The 16094-nt window shown below is 56.8% G+C and carries 14 protein-coding genes; 11 read left to right on the top strand and 3 right to left on the bottom strand.

Translation table 11 applies throughout. The features are described from left to right. Positions 1 to 38: 38 nt before the first annotated feature. The gene (dinF, locus tag ACA108_20615; GenBank protein ID XEX95696.1) at positions 39 to 1373 is read left to right on the top strand and encodes an MATE family efflux transporter DinF; all 1335 of its coding nucleotides are present in this window, start codon (positions 39 to 41) and stop codon (positions 1371 to 1373) included. A 237-nt stretch (positions 1374 to 1610) separates the two neighbouring features. Then, a complete protein-coding gene (locus ACA108_20610) occupies positions 1611 to 1820 on the top strand; it encodes a CsbD family protein (protein XEX95695.1) in 210 nt (69 codons plus the stop codon). A 76-nt stretch (positions 1821 to 1896) separates the two neighbouring features. On the opposite strand, the gene zur is transcribed toward ACA108_20610, so the two are convergent. Continuing rightward, on the bottom strand, positions 1897 to 2415 hold the full coding sequence (gene zur, locus ACA108_20605; protein XEX95694.1) for a zinc uptake transcriptional repressor Zur: 519 nt from the start codon (positions 2413 to 2415) through the stop codon (positions 1897 to 1899). A gap of 110 nt (positions 2416 to 2525) precedes the next feature. On the opposite strand from zur, the gene ACA108_20600 reads away from it, so the two are divergent. The 3 genes from ACA108_20600 to dusA all read left to right on the top strand — a co-directional run bounded on the left by ACA108_20600 (position 2526) and on the right by dusA (position 5604). Then, positions 2526 to 3029 (top strand): cupin domain-containing protein, encoded by a 504-nt coding sequence (locus ACA108_20600; protein ID XEX95693.1) that lies wholly within the window; start codon positions 2526 to 2528, stop codon positions 3027 to 3029. A 172-nt stretch (positions 3030 to 3201) separates the two neighbouring features. Beyond that, entirely contained in the window at positions 3202 to 4509 is a 1308-nt protein-coding gene (gene traF / locus ACA108_20595) for a conjugal transfer protein TraF (protein XEX95692.1), read from the top strand. 96 nt (positions 4510 to 4605) lie between these two features. Then, the gene (gene dusA, locus ACA108_20590) at positions 4606 to 5604 is read left to right on the top strand and encodes a tRNA dihydrouridine(20/20a) synthase DusA (protein XEX95691.1); all 999 of its coding nucleotides are present in this window, start codon (positions 4606 to 4608) and stop codon (positions 5602 to 5604) included. Between the two features lie 214 nt (positions 5605 to 5818). Here the strand turns inward: dusA and ACA108_20585 are convergent, their stop codons facing one another. Next, complete coding sequence (locus ACA108_20585; protein ID XEX95690.1) at positions 5819 to 6802, bottom strand: quinone oxidoreductase; 984 nt, start codon at positions 6800 to 6802, stop codon at positions 5819 to 5821. Between the two features lie 83 nt (positions 6803 to 6885). Here ACA108_20585 and dnaB point away from each other — a divergent pair, with 83 nt between their 5' ends. From dnaB to ACA108_20560, 5 genes are all read left to right on the top strand, one after another. Then, the gene (dnaB, locus tag ACA108_20580) at positions 6886 to 8292 is read left to right on the top strand and encodes a replicative DNA helicase (protein ID XEX95689.1); all 1407 of its coding nucleotides are present in this window, start codon (positions 6886 to 6888) and stop codon (positions 8290 to 8292) included. A 165-nt stretch (positions 8293 to 8457) separates the two neighbouring features. Further along, the gene (gene alr, locus ACA108_20575; GenBank protein ID XEX95688.1) at positions 8458 to 9537 is read left to right on the top strand and encodes an alanine racemase; all 1080 of its coding nucleotides are present in this window, start codon (positions 8458 to 8460) and stop codon (positions 9535 to 9537) included. Positions 9538 to 9666: 129 nt separating this feature from the next. Further along, on the top strand, positions 9667 to 10860 hold the full coding sequence (gene tyrB, locus ACA108_20570; protein XEX95687.1) for an aromatic amino acid transaminase: 1194 nt from the start codon (positions 9667 to 9669) through the stop codon (positions 10858 to 10860). Between the two features lie 212 nt (positions 10861 to 11072). Then, positions 11073 to 11786, top strand: a complete 714-nt coding sequence (aphA, locus tag ACA108_20565) for an acid phosphatase AphA (protein ID XEX95686.1) — start codon at positions 11073 to 11075, stop codon at positions 11784 to 11786. A gap of 147 nt (positions 11787 to 11933) precedes the next feature. Then, complete coding sequence (locus ACA108_20560) at positions 11934 to 12287, top strand: MmcQ/YjbR family DNA-binding protein (protein ID XEX95685.1); 354 nt, start codon at positions 11934 to 11936, stop codon at positions 12285 to 12287. 1 nt (position 12288) lies between these two features. Here ACA108_20560 and uvrA read toward each other — a convergent pair whose 3' ends face one another. Then, on the bottom strand, positions 12289 to 15114 hold the full coding sequence (gene uvrA / locus ACA108_20555; protein ID XEX95684.1) for an excinuclease ABC subunit UvrA: 2826 nt from the start codon (positions 15112 to 15114) through the stop codon (positions 12289 to 12291). A gap of 227 nt (positions 15115 to 15341) precedes the next feature. On the opposite strand from uvrA, the gene ssb1 reads away from it, so the two are divergent. Further along, positions 15342 to 15881, top strand: coding sequence for a single-stranded DNA-binding protein SSB1 (gene ssb1 / locus ACA108_20550; protein XEX95683.1), 540 nt, complete (start codon positions 15342 to 15344; stop codon positions 15879 to 15881). The last annotated feature ends 213 nt before the right edge of the window (positions 15882 to 16094 follow it).

The following is a 16094-nucleotide window of genomic DNA, read 5'->3' as shown; positions in this document are numbered from 1 at the left end:
CTCTGACGCTTCTCTCCAGACTTGCAGCGGACGCCCACATGCATTTCTTCTCGACGACAGACAAAGCGCTCTGGCGCCTCGCGTTACCCATGATTTTCTCCAACATCACCGTCCCGCTGTTAGGCCTGGTGGACACGGCGGTCATCGGCCATCTTGATAGCCCGGTCTATCTGGGCGGCGTGGCCATTGGCGCGACCGCAACCAGCTTCCTGTTCATGCTTTTGCTTTTTCTGCGCATGAGCACCACCGGTTTAACCGCGCAGGCCTTCGGGGCCAATAATCCGGCGGCGCTGGCGCGCGCCCTGGTCCAGCCTCTCGGGCTTGCGCTGCTTGCCGGCTTCGCTATTGTCGCGCTTCGCTATCCGCTGATTAATCTGGCGCTGAGTATCGTTGGCGGCAACGATCAGGTGCTGGAGCAGGCGCGTCGCTTTCTGGAGATCCGCTGGCTAAGCGCCCCGGCCTCGCTGGCAAACCTTGTGCTGCTTGGCTGGCTGCTGGGCGTGCAGTATGCCCGGGCGCCGGTTATTCTGCTGGTGGTCGGCAACGTCCTGAATATCGTGCTGGATGTATGGCTGGTGATGGGGCTGCACATGAACGTGCAGGGGGCGGCAACGGCAACCGCCGTGGCGGAGTACGCCACCTTCTTCATCGGCCTGCTGATGGTCAAAAAGGTGCTGGTGATACGCGGCATTACGCTTGCGATGCTTAAAGAAGCCTGGCGGGGCAACTTTCGTCGTCTGCTGGCACTGAACCGGGACATCATGCTGCGCTCGCTGCTGCTGCAAATCTGCTTTGCCTCGGTAACCATTCTGGGTGCGCGTCTGGGCAGTGAAATCGTGGCGGTTAACGCCGTGCTGATGACGCTGCTGACCTTTACCGCCTATGCGCTGGATGGCTTTGCCTATGCGGTGGAAGCGCACTCCGGGCAGGCATACGGAGCCAGAAACGGCTCGCAGCTGCTGAGCGTCTGGCAGGCCGCCTGCCGCCAGGCGGGGCTGGTGGCGCTAAGCTTTGCCGTGATTTATGCCTTCTTTGGGGAAAACATCGTTGCGCTGTTAACGTCGTTACCGGCGCTACAGCAGCAGGCGGATCGCTATCTTCACTGGCAAATTGTCCTGCCGGTTGTGGGCGTCTGGTGTTATCTGCTGGACGGTATGTTTATCGGCGCAACGCGCGGAGCAGAAATGCGCAACAGTATGGCCGTTGCCGCAGCCGGTTTTGGCCTGGCACTGCTCACCGTCCCTTGGCTGGGCAATCACGGTCTGTGGCTGGCGCTGGCGGTATTCCTGGCGCTGCGCGGTCTTTCGTTGGGCTGGATATGGCGTCGCCACTGGCGGAACGACACCTGGTTTGCACCTGGGGGTCATAGTTAGTTACAACTGCTGACGAGACCTTTAATCATTTTCCAGCACGTTGATACATCACGGATTTTCGTGGCGCTTCGGCTTTTATCATTCCGCCGCTATGGTTCAATATTCTTAATTGCCGCCTCGGTGCCAGATCCTTGACTACAATTATTATCACGTCCAGCAGATAGTGGGTCGCCGCAGTCGGCATGACCCGGACGATGTTAACCCTACACTTTTTCACCGAACGCTAAGGATACCATTATGAATAAAGATGAAATCGGCGGTAACTGGAAACAGTTTAAAGGTACTGTGAAAGAAAAATGGGGCAAGCTTACGGACGATGACATGACGGTCATCGAAGGTAAACGCGATCAGCTGGTTGGTAAAATTCAGGAACGATACGGCTCGTCGAAAGACGAGGCGGAAAAAGAAGTCGTTGACTGGGAAACCCGCAACAAATATCGCTGGTAGGCAGTTAGCACAACCCTCAGATGTGCTGACCCTCTAAGGCTACCTGCCCAGGTACAAGGATGTACCGAATCCTCTCTTAACGAACCTTCTTCTTAATCTGCACCGTATGGTCATGGCTGCTGCATTCTTCTTTATGGCAGCAGGCTTCGACTTCGGCACACGCAGAACATAATCCATGCGCTTCAATGACGTTATGACGCAGAGCGAAGCCCATTTTTGCGGCCAGCTTGTGCATAATATCTTCCACGCCCTGCGCAGCCTCTTCTTTGACGGCACCGCAACGTTCGCAGATAAACATGGCTGACGAATGGGTTGGCTGATCGATGAGGTTGCACAGCACATAGCTGTTAGCGGATTCCACACGGTGAACAAAACCCTGCTCCAGTAGAAAATCCAGCGCACGATAAACGGTCGGCGGTTTGGCCTGCGGCTCGCTGACGCGGAGCAGATCCAGCAGATCGTAAGCGCTGATGGCGCCCGTTTGCAGCGTCATCAGGCGCAACACTTCCAGACGTTGCGGCGTCAGGCGCACATTGCGCAGGGCACAGAGCTTTTCAGCCTGCGCTAACACGGTTTGTGAAGTCGTCGTATCCATCAGCTATCCTCGGTTAATAGTCTCTGACTTTACCATAAAAGCCGTAAAAACGCCGAATGTTGGTACATACTGGCGGTGAACCCTCATAAAAATTTAGCTTCGGAGATGTCATGCAAAAACCAGATTGTATTCGCCACTGGCGCGAGCTTGAAGGCGCGGATGATTCCACCTATCCCGACAGCAACGAACTGTTTTCCATTGGTGCGCCGCTTGCTCGTAGCCTGGGTTTAAACCGGCTTGGCATTCACCACGAACGGCTCTTGCCGGGACGCCGCACGTCCTACCCCCACGCCGAAAGCAGCGAAGAAGAGTTCGCTTATGTGCTGGAAGGCCATCCACAGGTGTGGATCAACGGAAATTTGTATCAGCTTGAGCCTGGCGACAGCGTCGGTTTCCCGGCGGGGACGGGCGTATGCCATACGTTTATCAATAATACGGAACATGAAGTTCGCCTGCTGGTTGTCGGCGAGGCAAACAAAGACGAAAACCAGATCTATTACCCGCTAAATCCCGGCTATGCCGCCCAGCGTAAAGACCGCTGGATAGACCATCCGCCACAGTTTTTCGGCCCGCATGACGGGCGGCCTACCCGAAAACCAACGGGTAAACTATAAATAACTCTGCATGGAAATTTTGAAACCCTAACCCGAATGGATAGAAACGGGATTCCTATAGGCTAAATAGCCTACTTTTTAACACTTTATTCACAGCAACAGTCCGCCTCCGTTAGCGCTTTACTGACGGGGGCTAGTTACTCCAACTGACTAAACAGACGGGCAGCGGTGAATGAAAAAAATAAAATCTCTGGTGGCGCTTGGCGCCGCATCTTTGTTTGTGGCAAATCCAACCTGGGCGGCGGGTACGTGGGCGGAAGCCCGAAGTGATGCAATGGGCGGTACGGGCGTGGCCTCCGGCAGCTACGGCAGCGGGGCGTTAATCAACCCGGCGCTGCTGGCAAAGGCGCAGGAGGAGGATTCGTTCACGGTAATTCTTCCTTCCGTTGGCGCGCAAATTACGGACAAAGACAATCTGCAGGATCAGATCGACGATATCAGCGACAAGGTTGATAATTATGAAGATGTGATCGACAGCCTTACCCTGCAACAGATCATCCTCAATCCCACAGGCTCTTTGAACCTGCTTCAGGGTGCGGCTGGTGACCTGGCGGGTGAGCTGGAAGATTTACGGGGAAAAACGGCGCAGGCGAAAGCGGGGGCGGGGATTTCCGTCAGCATACCCAACAACGTGCTGTCGCTGGCGTTTGTCACCAAAGCTTATGCCCACGGTCGAGTCAGTTCTTCAATCGATCAGCAGGATATCGACTACCTGCGCGGCATTGAGAATTCCAATACTGTGGCGGCAGGCGTTGCTATCGACGCCGCGACCAACGGTTCAGACGCTATTACGCGCAACCTGAACTCCACCGCTTCCGGCCGTGCGGCAATCGTTTCTGACTACGGCGTGGCAATGGCGAAGCAGTTCGACCTGGGGGGCGTGCCGGTATCCGTTGGCGTCACGCCTAAACTGCAAAAAACCTGGCTCTATAACTACACCACCTCCATCTACACCTATGACAGCAGCGACTGGAACAGCAGCCGCTACCGTAACGACGACACCGGCTTCAACGTTGATGCCGGTCTTGCGGCAGACTTCGGTGAAAACTGGACCGTGGGCCTCAGCGGTCAGAACCTGATCTCACGGGATATCGACACCAAAGACATTCGTATCACTAATGGCCGTACCGGTGAGACGAAAAGCTATAAAGATACCTATCAGATTAGCCCGTTGGTGACGGCGGGGGCTGCGTGGCACAACGATCTGATCACGTTGAGCGCCGACGGTGACCTGACTGAAACCAAAGGCTTCAAAAGCGAAGAGGATTCGCAGTTCGTGGGCGTGGGTGCCGAAATTCGTCCGCTGTCCTGGTTCGCCGTTCGCGCGGGCTATCGTGCTGATGTGAAGGGTGACGACAGCAACGTCTTCACTGGCGGCGTCGGGTTTGCACCGTTTAATCGCGTACACATCGACCTGATGGGCCTGTACGGCGAAGACGAAACCTGGGGGGCAGGGGCGCAGCTCAGCATGACCTTCTGATAAAAACAGGCGTCGGGACGATCAGGCGTCCCGACGCTGACTGTGCTATAGTGGCGACCCTTTTTTCACCGTAACCTGCGTAAACGCTCATTGCCTATGTCCTCACAAAGCAGCCAGACTCCGTTCCAGCCCTACCGTTTTTCCATCGCGCCAATGCTCGACTGGACCGACCGCCACTGCCGCTATTTCCTGCGTCAGCTGTCGAAGAACACCCTGCTGTACACCGAAATGGTCACCACCGGGGCAATCATTCACGGTAAAGGAGACTATCTGGCTTACAGTGAGGAAGAGCATCCGGTCGCCCTGCAGTTGGGCGGCAGCGATCCTGCGGCGCTGGCCCAGTGTGCGAAGCTGGCGGAAGCGCGCGGCTACGACGAAATAAATCTTAACGTTGGCTGCCCGTCCGATCGCGTGCAGAACGGCATGTTCGGCGCATGCCTGATGGCCGACGCCCAGCGAGTAGCAGATTGCATCAAGGCAATGCGCGACGTGGTATCCATCCCGGTAACGGTGAAAACCCGTATCGGCATCGACGAGCAGGACAGCTACGAATTCCTGTGTGATTTTATCGGCACCGTAGCCGGGAAGGGCGAATGCGAGATGTTTATCATCCACGCCCGCAAAGCCTGGCTCTCTGGGCTTAGCCCGAAAGAGAACCGCGAAATTCCACCGCTGGACTACCCGCGCGTCTATCAGCTCAAGCGTGACTTCCCGCAGCTGACCATGGCAATAAACGGCGGCGTGAAGACGCTGGAAGAGGCGAAAACGCATCTTGAGCACCTGGACGGCGTGATGGTCGGGCGCGAGGCGTATCAAAATCCTGGCTTGCTGACAGCTGTGGACCGCGAGATCTTTGGTTGTGACACACCGGAAGTGGATACGGTTGCAGCGGTACGCGCCATGTATCCTTATATTGAGCGCGAACTGGCAAACGGCACGTACCTTGGTCATGTCACCCGCCATATGCTCGGCCTGTTCCAGGGTATCCCCGGCGCGCGCCAGTGGCGTCGCTATCTGAGCGAGAACGCCCATAAAGCAGGAGCGGGCATTGACGTGGTGGAGCATGCTTTATCGCTGGTTGCGGATAAGCGTTAACTTCTGCGGTGAATACCCGCAATCGTTGCTCAGGTATTGCGGAGTCGATCACAACCTCGCATCTTTGTGATTAACTTTCCACGGCTGGCGGTATCAATTCCTGACGAAACCTGACAATATTGCCGGGCTGTAACACAAGAATTCATCGCAGCTGTACCCTACAGGCAGCGCGAACAAAAAAAGAATGGGCTTCCCTCGGGAAGCCCAAATTCTTTTATGGAATCAATAAGCTGGAACCTTGCGTCGCCCGGCTCTCCAGCACCTCATGGGCACGTGCCGCATCCTTCAGGGCAAATTTCTGGGTCTCGGCCACATCCACTTTGATCACGCCGCTGGCGATGAGCGAGAACAGCTCGTTGCAGGCTTCCTCCAGCTCCTCACGCGTGGTGACGTAACCGTTCAGTGACGGACGCGTAACATACAGCGAGCCTTTCTGGTTGAGAATGCCCAGGTTCACGCCGGTCACCGGGCCGGATGAGTTACCGAAGCTCACCATCAAACCCTGACGCTGCAGACAGTCGAGCGAAGCTTCCCAGGTGTCTTTCCCCACCGAGTCATAAACCACCGCGACCTTCTTGCCGCCGGTGATCTCTTTTATACGTTCGACGACGTTCTCATCCCGGTAGTTAATGGTCTGCCAGGCGCCTGCCTGTTTCGCCCGCTCGGCTTTTTCCGCCGACCCAACCGTACCGATGAGTTTTGCCCCCAGCGCTTTTGCCCACTGGCAGGCGATGAGCCCCACGCCACCGGCGGCGGCATGGAACAGAAAGACCTCGTCCGGTTTCACTTCATAGGTTTTACGCAGCAGGTAATAGACCGTCAGGCCTTTCAGGAAGGAGGCGGCGGCCTGTTCAAAAGAGATGGCGTCCGGGAGTTTTGCCGCTTTGTCAGCGGGCACGTTGTGGACGCTGCTGTAGGCGCCCAGGCCTGACTGGGCGTAGACCACGCGGTCGCCCACTTTCAGGTGCGTTACGTCTTGCCCGACCTTGCTCACCACGCCTGCGGCTTCTGTTCCCAGCCCGCTCGGCATCTTCGGCGGCGGATAAAGCCCGCTGCGAATATAGGTGTCTATGTAATTGATACCAATTGCTTTGTTCTCAACCTGAATCTCACCGGCGGCGGGGGCCTGAGGGGTGAATTCCACCGCTTTGAGCACGTCCGGACCACCGTGCTGGCTAAACTCAATACGCGTTGCCATGGAAACTCCTTGTGTCGAAGTGAACAGACCAGGTGTTATACTCCTCGGTCTCTGTGAACATGAAATCTGGTAACTCCCTCACTATGGCAGGAAATAAACCCTTCAACAAACCGAACGAAACCCGCGATCGTCAGATGGAAGGGCTGAAAATGCCGCCGCATTCTCTGGAAGCGGAGCAGTCGGTACTGGGCGGGTTAATGCTGGACAACGAACGCTGGGACAACGTTTCCGAGCGCGTCGTCGCCAACGATTTCTTCAGCCGCCCGCACCGCTTAATCTTCACCGAGATGCAGCGCCTGCTGGAGATGAGCAAGCCAATCGACCTGATTACGCTATCGGAATCCCTGGAGTTACAGGGCAACCTGGACAGCGTCGGCGGGTTTGCCTATCTGGCAGAGTTATCAAAAAATACGCCAAGTGCGGCGAACATCAACGCTTACGCGGATATCGTCCGTGAACGTGCTGTAGTTCGTGAAATGATCGCCGTGGCGAACGAAATTGCCGACGCCGGTTATGATCCGCAGGGGCGAACCAGCGAAGATTTATTAGATTTGGCCGAATCTCGCGTTTTCCAGATTGCAGAAAACCGCTCCAATAAAGATGAAGGCCCGAAATCCATCGACCAGATCCTCGAGGCGACGGTCTCTCGTATCGAGTCGCTCTATCAGACCCCGCACGATGGCGTGACGGGCGTGGATACGGGTTATCAGGATCTGAACAAGAAAACCGCCGGGCTGCAGAAGTCGGATTTGATTATCGTCGCGGCGCGTCCATCGATGGGTAAAACCACTTTTGCGATGAACCTCTGCGAAAACGCCGCCATGCTGCAGGATAAGCCGGTACTTATCTTCAGCCTCGAGATGCCAGGCGAGCAGATCATGATGCGTATGCTGGCGTCGCTCTCCCGCGTGGACCAGACAAAAATCCGTACCGGGCAGCTGGACGACGAGGACTGGGCGCGTATTTCGAGCACCATGGGCATCCTGCTCGAGAAGCGCAATATGTATATTGATGACTCCTCCGGCCTGACGCCAACCGAAGTTCGCTCCCGCGCACGCCGTATCTATCGCGAAGCGGGCGGCCTGAGCCTGATCATGATCGACTACCTCCAGCTGATGCGCGTGCCGTCGCTTTCCGACAACCGTACGCTGGAAATCGCCGAAATCTCGCGCTCGCTTAAGGCGCTGGCCAAAGAGCTGCAGGTGCCGGTGGTGGCGCTCTCCCAGCTTAACCGCTCCCTGGAACAACGTGCCGACAAACGCCCGGTCAACTCGGACTTGCGTGAGTCCGGCTCCATCGAGCAGGATGCCGACTTAATCATGTTCATCTATCGCGATGAGGTCTACAACGACAACAGCGACGAGAAGGGCATCGCGCAGATTATCCTCGGCAAGCAGCGTAACGGCCCAATCGGCACCGTGCGCCTGACCTTTAACGGCCAGTGGTCGCGCTTCGATAATTATGCAGGGCCGCAGTACGACGAAGACTAAAATCCTTGTCATCCTTTAAGCCACAGCTGCGTTGGCTGCACTCCCTCTCCCCAGTCACTTAGTTAGATAAGCTCCTGGGGATGAGCTCTCTTGCCGCCTTACTGTGACTTAAATGATTTAGAGGATTTGCATTAGTTAATTTTAAAAATTGAGCAAGGAAGAAACATGCAAGCGGCAACCGTAAAAATTAACCGCCGCGCTCTGCGACACAACCTCCAGCGTCTGCGCGAACTGGCTCCGGCCAGCCGCATGGTGGCGGTGGTGAAAGCAAACGCCTATGGGCACGGTCTGCTTGAGACCGCCCGCACCCTCCCTGATGCCGATGCCTTCGGCGTGGCCCGCCTCGAAGAGGCCGTACGGCTGCGCGCAGGGGGGATCGCTCAGCCCATTTTGCTGCTGGAAGGCTTCTTCAACGCCAGCGACCTGGCAACCATCGCTGAACAGAATCTCCAGACTGCCATTCACAGTATCGAACAGCTCGAGGCGCTGGAGCAGGCGGAGCTTAGCCATCCGGTGACGGTCTGGATGAAGCTGGATACCGGCATGCACCGTCTGGGCGTTCTGCCGCACGAGGCGGAAGCCTTTTATCAGCGGCTGGTGAACTGTAAAAACGTCAGCCAGCCGGTGAATATCGTCAGCCACTTTGCCCGCGCGGACGAGCCGGATTCGGATGCCACCCCCCGCCAGCTTGATACCTTTACCTCCTTTATTAACGGCAAGCCGGGCCAGAAATCTATCGCTGCCTCCGGCGGCATTCTGCTGTGGCCGCAGTCGCATCTCGACTGGGTACGTCCGGGCATCATTCTTTATGGCGTCTCTCCCCTGGAGCAGAAGCCGTGGGCCGGGGAGTTTGGTTTCCAGCCGGTGATGTCGCTGACTTCCAGCCTGATCGCGGTTCGCAGCCATAAAGCGGGTGAGCCAGTAGGCTACGGCGGCACGTGGATTGCGGAACGTGACACTCGCCTGGGCGTGGTGGCAATGGGCTATGGCGACGGCTACCCTCGCTGCGCGCCATCAGGTACGCCGGTGCTGGTTAACGGTCGTGAAGTGCCGATTGTTGGACGCGTGGCAATGGACATGATTTGCGTCGATCTTGGCCCGGAAGCAACGGAAAAAGTGGGCGACGGCGTGGTGCTCTGGGGGGAAGGTCTACCCGTTGAGCGCATCGCTGCAATCACAAAAGTAAGTGCTTACGAACTTATCACGCGCCTGACTTCAAGGGTGGCAATGGAATATCTGGACTAAGAACAGAAACGGCGGATGGCGCTTGCGCTTATCCGCCCTACAAAACTGCTAAAACAAACCCCTCGATTTCCCCCCGGCTTCCGGTTTACATTGGTCATCCGCGACACCGTAAACCAGGAGAACCCCACCGTGTTTCAAAAAGTTGACGCCTATGCTGGCGACCCGATTCTGTCCCTGATGGAACGCTTCAAAGTTGATCCCCGCGCCGACAAGGTCAACCTCAGCATTGGCCTGTACTACAACGAAGATGGGGTGATCCCGCAGCTGCAGGCGGTGGCGGAAGCCGAAGCTCGCCTTAACGCGAAGCCGCACGGTGCCTCCCTTTATCTGCCGATGGAAGGCCTGAACACCTACCGCAACGCCATTGCTCCGCTGCTCTTTGGTGCTAAGCACGAAGCGCTGCGCGACGGGCGTATCGCTTCAATCCAGACGCTTGGCGGCTCTGGTGCGCTGAAGGTTGGTGCGGACTTCCTGAAAACTTACTTCCCTGATTCGCAGGTCTGGGTCAGCGATCCGACGTGGGAAAACCACGTCGCTATCTTTGCCGGCGCGGGCTTTACGGTGAATACCTACCCGTGGTTCGACAGCGAAACCAACGGTGTGCGTTTCGAAGCCCTGCTTGAAACATTGAATAAATTACCGGCCCGGAGCGTTGTGCTGCTGCACCCTTGCTGCCACAACCCGACGGGTGCGGACCTGACGAACGCCCAGTGGGATGCGGTTATTCAAATCCTCAAAGCGCGTGAGCTGATCCCGTTCCTCGATATAGCTTACCAGGGCTTTGGCGCGGGCATGGAGCAGGATGCCTACGCCATTCGCGCTATTGCCGGCACGGGTATGCCTGCGCTGGTCAGCAACTCCTTCTCGAAGATTTTCTCGCTCTACGGCGAGCGCGTCGGCGGGCTGTCTGTCGTCTGCGAAGATGCAGAAACTGCGGGCCGCGTGCTCGGCCAGCTTAAAGCTACCGTGCGCCGCAACTACTCCAGCCCGCCGAACTTTGGCGCGCAGGTTGTGGCCGCCGTGCTGAACGATGAACAGCTGAAGGCCAGCTGGTTAGCCGAAGTGGAAAGCATGCGCTGCCGCATTCTCGACATGCGTCAGGCGCTGGTTTCCGTGCTGAAAACAGAGGTGCCGAGAGGCAACTTTGACTATCTGCTGACCCAGCGCGGCATGTTCAGCTACACGGGCCTGAGCGCGGAGCAGGTCGACCGCCTGCGCGATGAATTCGGCGTTTACCTGATAGCCAGCGGGCGCATGTGCGTCGCGGGCCTGAACAGCAACAACGTGCGCCGCGTGGCTAAGGCTTTTGCTGCTGTAATGTAAGTACTTACTCATGTTATTTATTGCAGGGCGGATGGCGCTTCGCTTATCCGCCCTGCAATTACGCCCCGTATATTCTGTGATCGTCACCCTTTTCTCAGACATATCCCGCAAAAAACCTTTATCTGTCAGCGTCCCACAGGTATGGTCAGATAAAATTTTGACCAGCCGCTCTGGTTTATAACGATAAAAAAACTGACGAAATAGGGATGACGATGCGTAAAATTACCCTGGCCTTTAGCGCCGCCTGTTTACTGCTTGGCTTAAACCACTCCGTTGTTGCGAAAGAATCTGCCCCGGCTCCTCTCAACCCGGGCGTTACCGTTGCCCAGCTTGCTCAGCAGGCACCCGTGCACTGGGTTTCCGTGGCGCAAATTGAAAATAGCCTGCTGGGCCGCCCGCCGATTGCGGTTGGGTTCGATATCGATGACACGGTGCTGTTCTCAAGCCCGGGCTTTTATCGCGGCCAGAAGGAGTATTCGCCGGGCAAGCAGGACTACCTGAAAAACCCGGAGTTCTGGGAAAAGATGAACAACGGCTGGGACGAGTTCAGCATGCCGAAAGAAGTGGCGAAGCAGCTGATCGCCCTGCACCTGAAGCGCGGCGACAGCATCTATTTCGTGACCGGGCGCAGCCAGACGAAAACCGAAACCGTCACTAAAACGTTGCAGAATGATTTCCTCATCCCGCAGAGCGCGGTGAATCCGGTCATTTTTGCCGGCGACAAAGAAGGCCAGAACACCAAAACCCAGTGGCTGAAGGACAAGCAGATTAAAATCTTCTACGGCGACTCGGATAATGACATTACGGCCGCGCAGGACATGGGCGCGCGCGGCATCCGTGTGCTGCGGGCTTCCAACTCCAGCTACCAGCCGCTGCCGAAAGCGGGCGCGTTTGGCGAAGAAGTGATAGTGAACTCAGAATACTAGGCCTTAACGGTAAGAATGACGGCGATGCGCGAAGGCCCATCGCCGTTTTTTTCATCTAATTTGCCCCGCCGGGTTGTACCTTTTGGCGTCCGGGTCGCACACTTAGGGAGGCCCATCACATCATGACCACGCTATCAGGGGAATAAGATGACCAATTCGGAGCTGTTGCAGTACTGCATGAATAAGCCTGGCGCGGAACAAACCGTTCACAGCGACTGGAAGGCCACGCAGATTAAAGTGGCGGACGTGCTTTATGCCATGGTGCACGACGTGGAAGAGCGTCCGGCGGTTTCGCTGAAGGCGAGCCCGGAGCTTGCTGATTTACTGAGGGAAAGCCATAAGGACGTGTTTCCCAGCGCGCATCTGAACAAGGCGCACTGGAGCACGGTTTACCTGGACGGCACGCTGCCGGATTCGCAGATTTACTATCTGGTGGATGCGTCTTACCAGCAGGCGCTGTCGCTGCTGCCCGATCAAACCAGGCAGCAGCTCGGCAGGTAATTTACCTGAGCAATGGCTTAAGGAAGCGCGCGGTATGGGACGCCTCGCAGGTGGCGACAGTTTCCGGGGTGCCGGAAACGAGGATCTCGCCGCCGCCACTGCCGCCTTCCGGGCCAAGGTCGACAATCCAGTCCGCGGTTTTAATCACGTCCAGATTATGTTCGATGACCACGATGGTGTTGCCCTGGTCCCTGAGCTGATGCAGCACTTCCAGCAGCTGCTGAATATCCGCGAAGTGCAGGCCGGTGGTCGGCTCATCGAGAATATAGAGCGTCTGCCCCGTGCCGCGTTTTGACAGCTCCCTCGCCAGCTTCACGCGCTGGGCTTCACCGCCGGAGAGCGTCGTTGCTGACTGCCCAAGGCGAATATAAGACAGGCCCACATCGATAAGCGTTTGCAGCTTACGCGCCAGCGCAGGCACGGCATCGAAGAACTCGCGGGCGTCTTCAATGGTCATATCCAGCACTTCGTGAATGCTCTTGCCCTTGTATTTAATTTCCAGCGTTTCGCGGTTATAGCGTTTGCCTTTGCACTGGTCGCACGGCACGTAGATATCCGGCAGGAAGTGCATTTCAACTTTGATCACGCCGTCGCCCTGACAGGCCTCACAGCGCCCGCCGCGCACGTTAAAGCTGAAGCGCCCTGGCGTATAGCCGCGCGCGCGGGATTCCGGCACGCCCGCAAACAGCTCACGTACCGGGGTGAACACGCCGGTATACGTTGCCGGGTTTGAACGCGGCGTACGGCCAATCGGGCTCTGGTCGATATCGATAACTTTATCGAAATGTTCCAGCCCCTGAATGTCGCGATAGGCCGCCGGCTCCGCGATGGTCGCGCCGTTGAGCTGGCGCTGGGCGAGCGGGAACAGCGTATCGTTAATCAGCGTTGATTTACCTGAACCCGAAACGCCGGTGACGCAGGTAAACAGGCCTACCGGCAGCGTCAGCGTGACGTCTTTCAGGTTGTTGCCTTTCGCGCCAATCAGCTTGAGGACTTTTTCCGGATCGGCCGGCACGCGGTTTTTCGGCACAGAAATCTCGCGTTTGCCGCTCAGGAACTGCCCGGTCAGGGATTCCGGCGCATCGATGATGTCCTGCATGCTGCCTTCCGCCACCACCTGGCCGCCGTGTACGCCCGCGCCAGGGCCGATATCAATGATATGGTCAGCGGCGCGAATGGCGTCTTCGTCATGCTCTACCACGATCACGGTATTGCCGAGATTGCGCAAGTGGATAAGCGTCTCCAGCAGGCGCTCGTTGTCGCGCTGGTGCAGGCCAATGGACGGCTCATCCAGCACGTACATCACGCCGACCAGCCCGGCACCAATCTGGCTCGCCAGACGGATTCGCTGGGCTTCGCCGCCGGAGAGGGTTTCTGCGGAGCGGGAAAGGGACAGGTAGTTCAGGCCGACGTTCACCAGAAACTTCAGGCGATCGCCAATCTCTTTCAGCACTTTTTCGGCGATTTGCGCGCGCTGGCCGCTGAGCTTCATGTTCTGGAAGAATTCCATCGCATGGCCGATGCTCATATCTGAAATGGTGGGCAGCGGGGTGTTCTCAACGAACACGTGGCGCGCTTCACGGCGCAGGCGCGTGCCTTCGCAGCTAGCACAAGGGCGGCTGCTGATGAACTTCGCCAGCTCTTCACGCACGGCGGAAGATTCAGTTTCTTTATAGCGGCGCTCCATATTGTGCAGAACGCCTTCGAACGGATGGCGGCGTACGGAGGTGTCACCGCGATCGTTCATGTATTTGAATTCGATAGTTTCTTTGCCGGACCCGTGCAGCACGACGTTTTTCACCGATGCGCTCAGATCGTTCCACGGCGTTTCTACGTCGAACTTATAATGCTCCGCCAGAGACCGCAGCATGGTGAAATAGTAGAAGTTGCGGCGATCCCAGCCGCGGATTGCGCCACCGGCCAGCGACAGCTCGCCGTTTTGCACCACGCGATCCGGATCGAAATACTGCTGTACGCCCAGGCCGTCGCAGGTTGGGCATGCGCCAGCCGGGTTGTTGAACGAGAACAGGCGCGGTTCCAGTTCGCGCATGCTGTAGCCGCAAATCGGGCAGGCGAAGTTGGCAGAGAACAGCATCTCTTCTGCTTTTTCGTCGTCCATATCCGCCACGACGGCGGAGCCGCCGGAGAGCTCCAGCGCGGTCTCGAAGGATTCTGCCAGGCGCTGGCCGATATCTTCACGAACCTTGAAACGGTCAACAACCACTTCAATGGTATGTTTTTTTTGTAATTCCAGCTTCGGCGGATCGGAGAGGTCGCAGACCTCGCCGTCGATACGGGCGCGGATATACCCCTGGCTTGCCAGGTTTTCCAGCGTTTTGGTGTGCTCGCCCTTACGGTCTTTAATGATCGGCGCAAGCAGCATCAGGCGGCGGCCTTCCGGCTCGGCCAGCACGTTGTCCACCATCTGGCTGACGGTTTGCGCCGCCAGCGGGACGTCGTGGTCCGGGCAACGTGGTTCGCCGACGCGGGCATAAAGCAGACGCAGGTAGTCGTGGATTTCCGTAATGGTGCCGACGGTGGATCGCGGGTTGTGCGAAGTGGATTTCTGCTCGATAGAAATCGCCGGCGACAGCCCTTCAATGTGGTCGACATCCGGCTTTTCCATCAGCGACAGGAACTGACGTGCATAGGCAGAAAGGGACTCAACGTAGCGACGTTGCCCTTCGGCGTACAGCGTGTCAAAAGCCAGTGAGGATTTGCCAGAACCCGACAGCCCGGTCACGACAATGAGTTTGTCGCGAGGGATGACGAGGTTGATATTCTTGAGATTGTGGGTGCGGGCGCCCCGAACTTCGATCTTATCCATTCACCTTTCCCGGATTAAACGCTTTATGCCCGGCGCACGGATTGCCACCGGAGATCGCAAACGACTAATTATGACACAATAAAACCTGAATGGATATCCAGTGCTTTAATGCAATAATGTATAGCGATGAGAGATTCTGGAATCCATCCCGCAGCTATAAACATTGGGGGTGGCATGGTAGAATCGAGGGTTTACACTATTCATAAAACGTTTCAGGAGACACGATCATGGCCAGCAGAGGCGTAAACAAGGTGATTCTCGTCGGGAATCTGGGTCAGGACCCGGAAGTACGCTACATGCCAAATGGGGGCGCTGTCGCCAACATTACCCTGGCCACGTCAGAGTCCTGGCGCGATAAGCAAACCGGCGAAACTAAAGAGAAGACTGAATGGCACCGCGTTGTGCTGTTTGGCAAACTGGCGGAAGTGGCCGGTGAATATCTGCGTAAAGGCTCCCAGGTGTATATTGAGGGTGCGCTGCAGACGCGCAAATGGACCGACCAGGCTGGCGTTGAAAAATACACCACTGAAGTCGTCGTCAACGTGGGCGGCACCATGCAGATGCTGGGTGGCCGTGCTGGTGGTGGCGCAGGCGCGCCGGCTGGTGGCAACGGTGGTCAGCAGCAGGGTGGTTGGGGTCAGCCTCAGCAGCCGCAGGGCGGCAACCAGTTCAGCGGCGGCGCGCAGTCTCGTCCGCAGCAGAGCGCACCAGCGGCTCCGGCTAACAATGAGCCACCAATGGATTTTGACGACGATATCCCGTTCTGATAATCCCTAAAAAATATCTCACAAGGCCCCGTTTTACGGGGCTTTAGATGGCTGACAAAGAAGGAAAAAGCGTGGTTTTTCCTTCTTTGTGGTAAGCAGGCGAAAATCAATGAATTGATTTTCCTTGTTATTAATTCAATGAGATCTTTGCGAAATTAGTTCGCTGTAGGTTTGTCATCAGTTTGAAGCCCCGTTTTACGGGGCTTTTTTATT

Origin of the sequence: Dryocola sp. LX212, from assembly GCA_041504365.1 — a bacterium.
GTDB lineage: Bacteria > Pseudomonadota > Gammaproteobacteria > Enterobacterales > Enterobacteriaceae > Dryocola.
This window is presented reverse-complemented; position numbering and strand designations above follow the sequence as displayed.

What these genes read in the sequence shown, in the direction of transcription:
- ACA108_20560 (XEX95685.1), top strand. Translation starts at nt 11,934, where the DNA reads ATGACCAATTCGGAGCTGTTGCAGTACTGCATGAATAAGCCTGGCGCG.
- dusA (XEX95691.1), top strand. Translation starts at nt 4,606, where the DNA reads ATGTCCTCACAAAGCAGCCAGACTCCGTTCCAGCCCTACCGTTTTTCC.
- ssb1 (XEX95683.1), top strand. Translation starts at nt 15,342, where the DNA reads ATGGCCAGCAGAGGCGTAAACAAGGTGATTCTCGTCGGGAATCTGGGT.
- zur (XEX95694.1), bottom strand. Translation starts at nt 2,415, where the DNA reads ATGGATACGACGACTTCACAAACCGTGTTAGCGCAGGCTGAAAAGCTC.
- aphA (XEX95686.1), top strand. Translation starts at nt 11,073, where the DNA reads ATGCGTAAAATTACCCTGGCCTTTAGCGCCGCCTGTTTACTGCTTGGC.
- dinF (XEX95696.1), top strand. Translation starts at nt 39, where the DNA reads ATGCATTTCTTCTCGACGACAGACAAAGCGCTCTGGCGCCTCGCGTTA.
- ACA108_20585 (XEX95690.1), bottom strand. Translation starts at nt 6,802, where the DNA reads ATGGCAACGCGTATTGAGTTTAGCCAGCACGGTGGTCCGGACGTGCTC.
- ACA108_20610 (XEX95695.1), top strand. Translation starts at nt 1,611, where the DNA reads ATGAATAAAGATGAAATCGGCGGTAACTGGAAACAGTTTAAAGGTACT.
- traF (XEX95692.1), top strand. Translation starts at nt 3,202, where the DNA reads ATGAAAAAAATAAAATCTCTGGTGGCGCTTGGCGCCGCATCTTTGTTT.
- ACA108_20600 (XEX95693.1), top strand. Translation starts at nt 2,526, where the DNA reads ATGCAAAAACCAGATTGTATTCGCCACTGGCGCGAGCTTGAAGGCGCG.
- dnaB (XEX95689.1), top strand. Translation starts at nt 6,886, where the DNA reads ATGGCAGGAAATAAACCCTTCAACAAACCGAACGAAACCCGCGATCGT.
- uvrA (XEX95684.1), bottom strand. Translation starts at nt 15,114, where the DNA reads ATGGATAAGATCGAAGTTCGGGGCGCCCGCACCCACAATCTCAAGAAT.
- alr (XEX95688.1), top strand. Translation starts at nt 8,458, where the DNA reads ATGCAAGCGGCAACCGTAAAAATTAACCGCCGCGCTCTGCGACACAAC.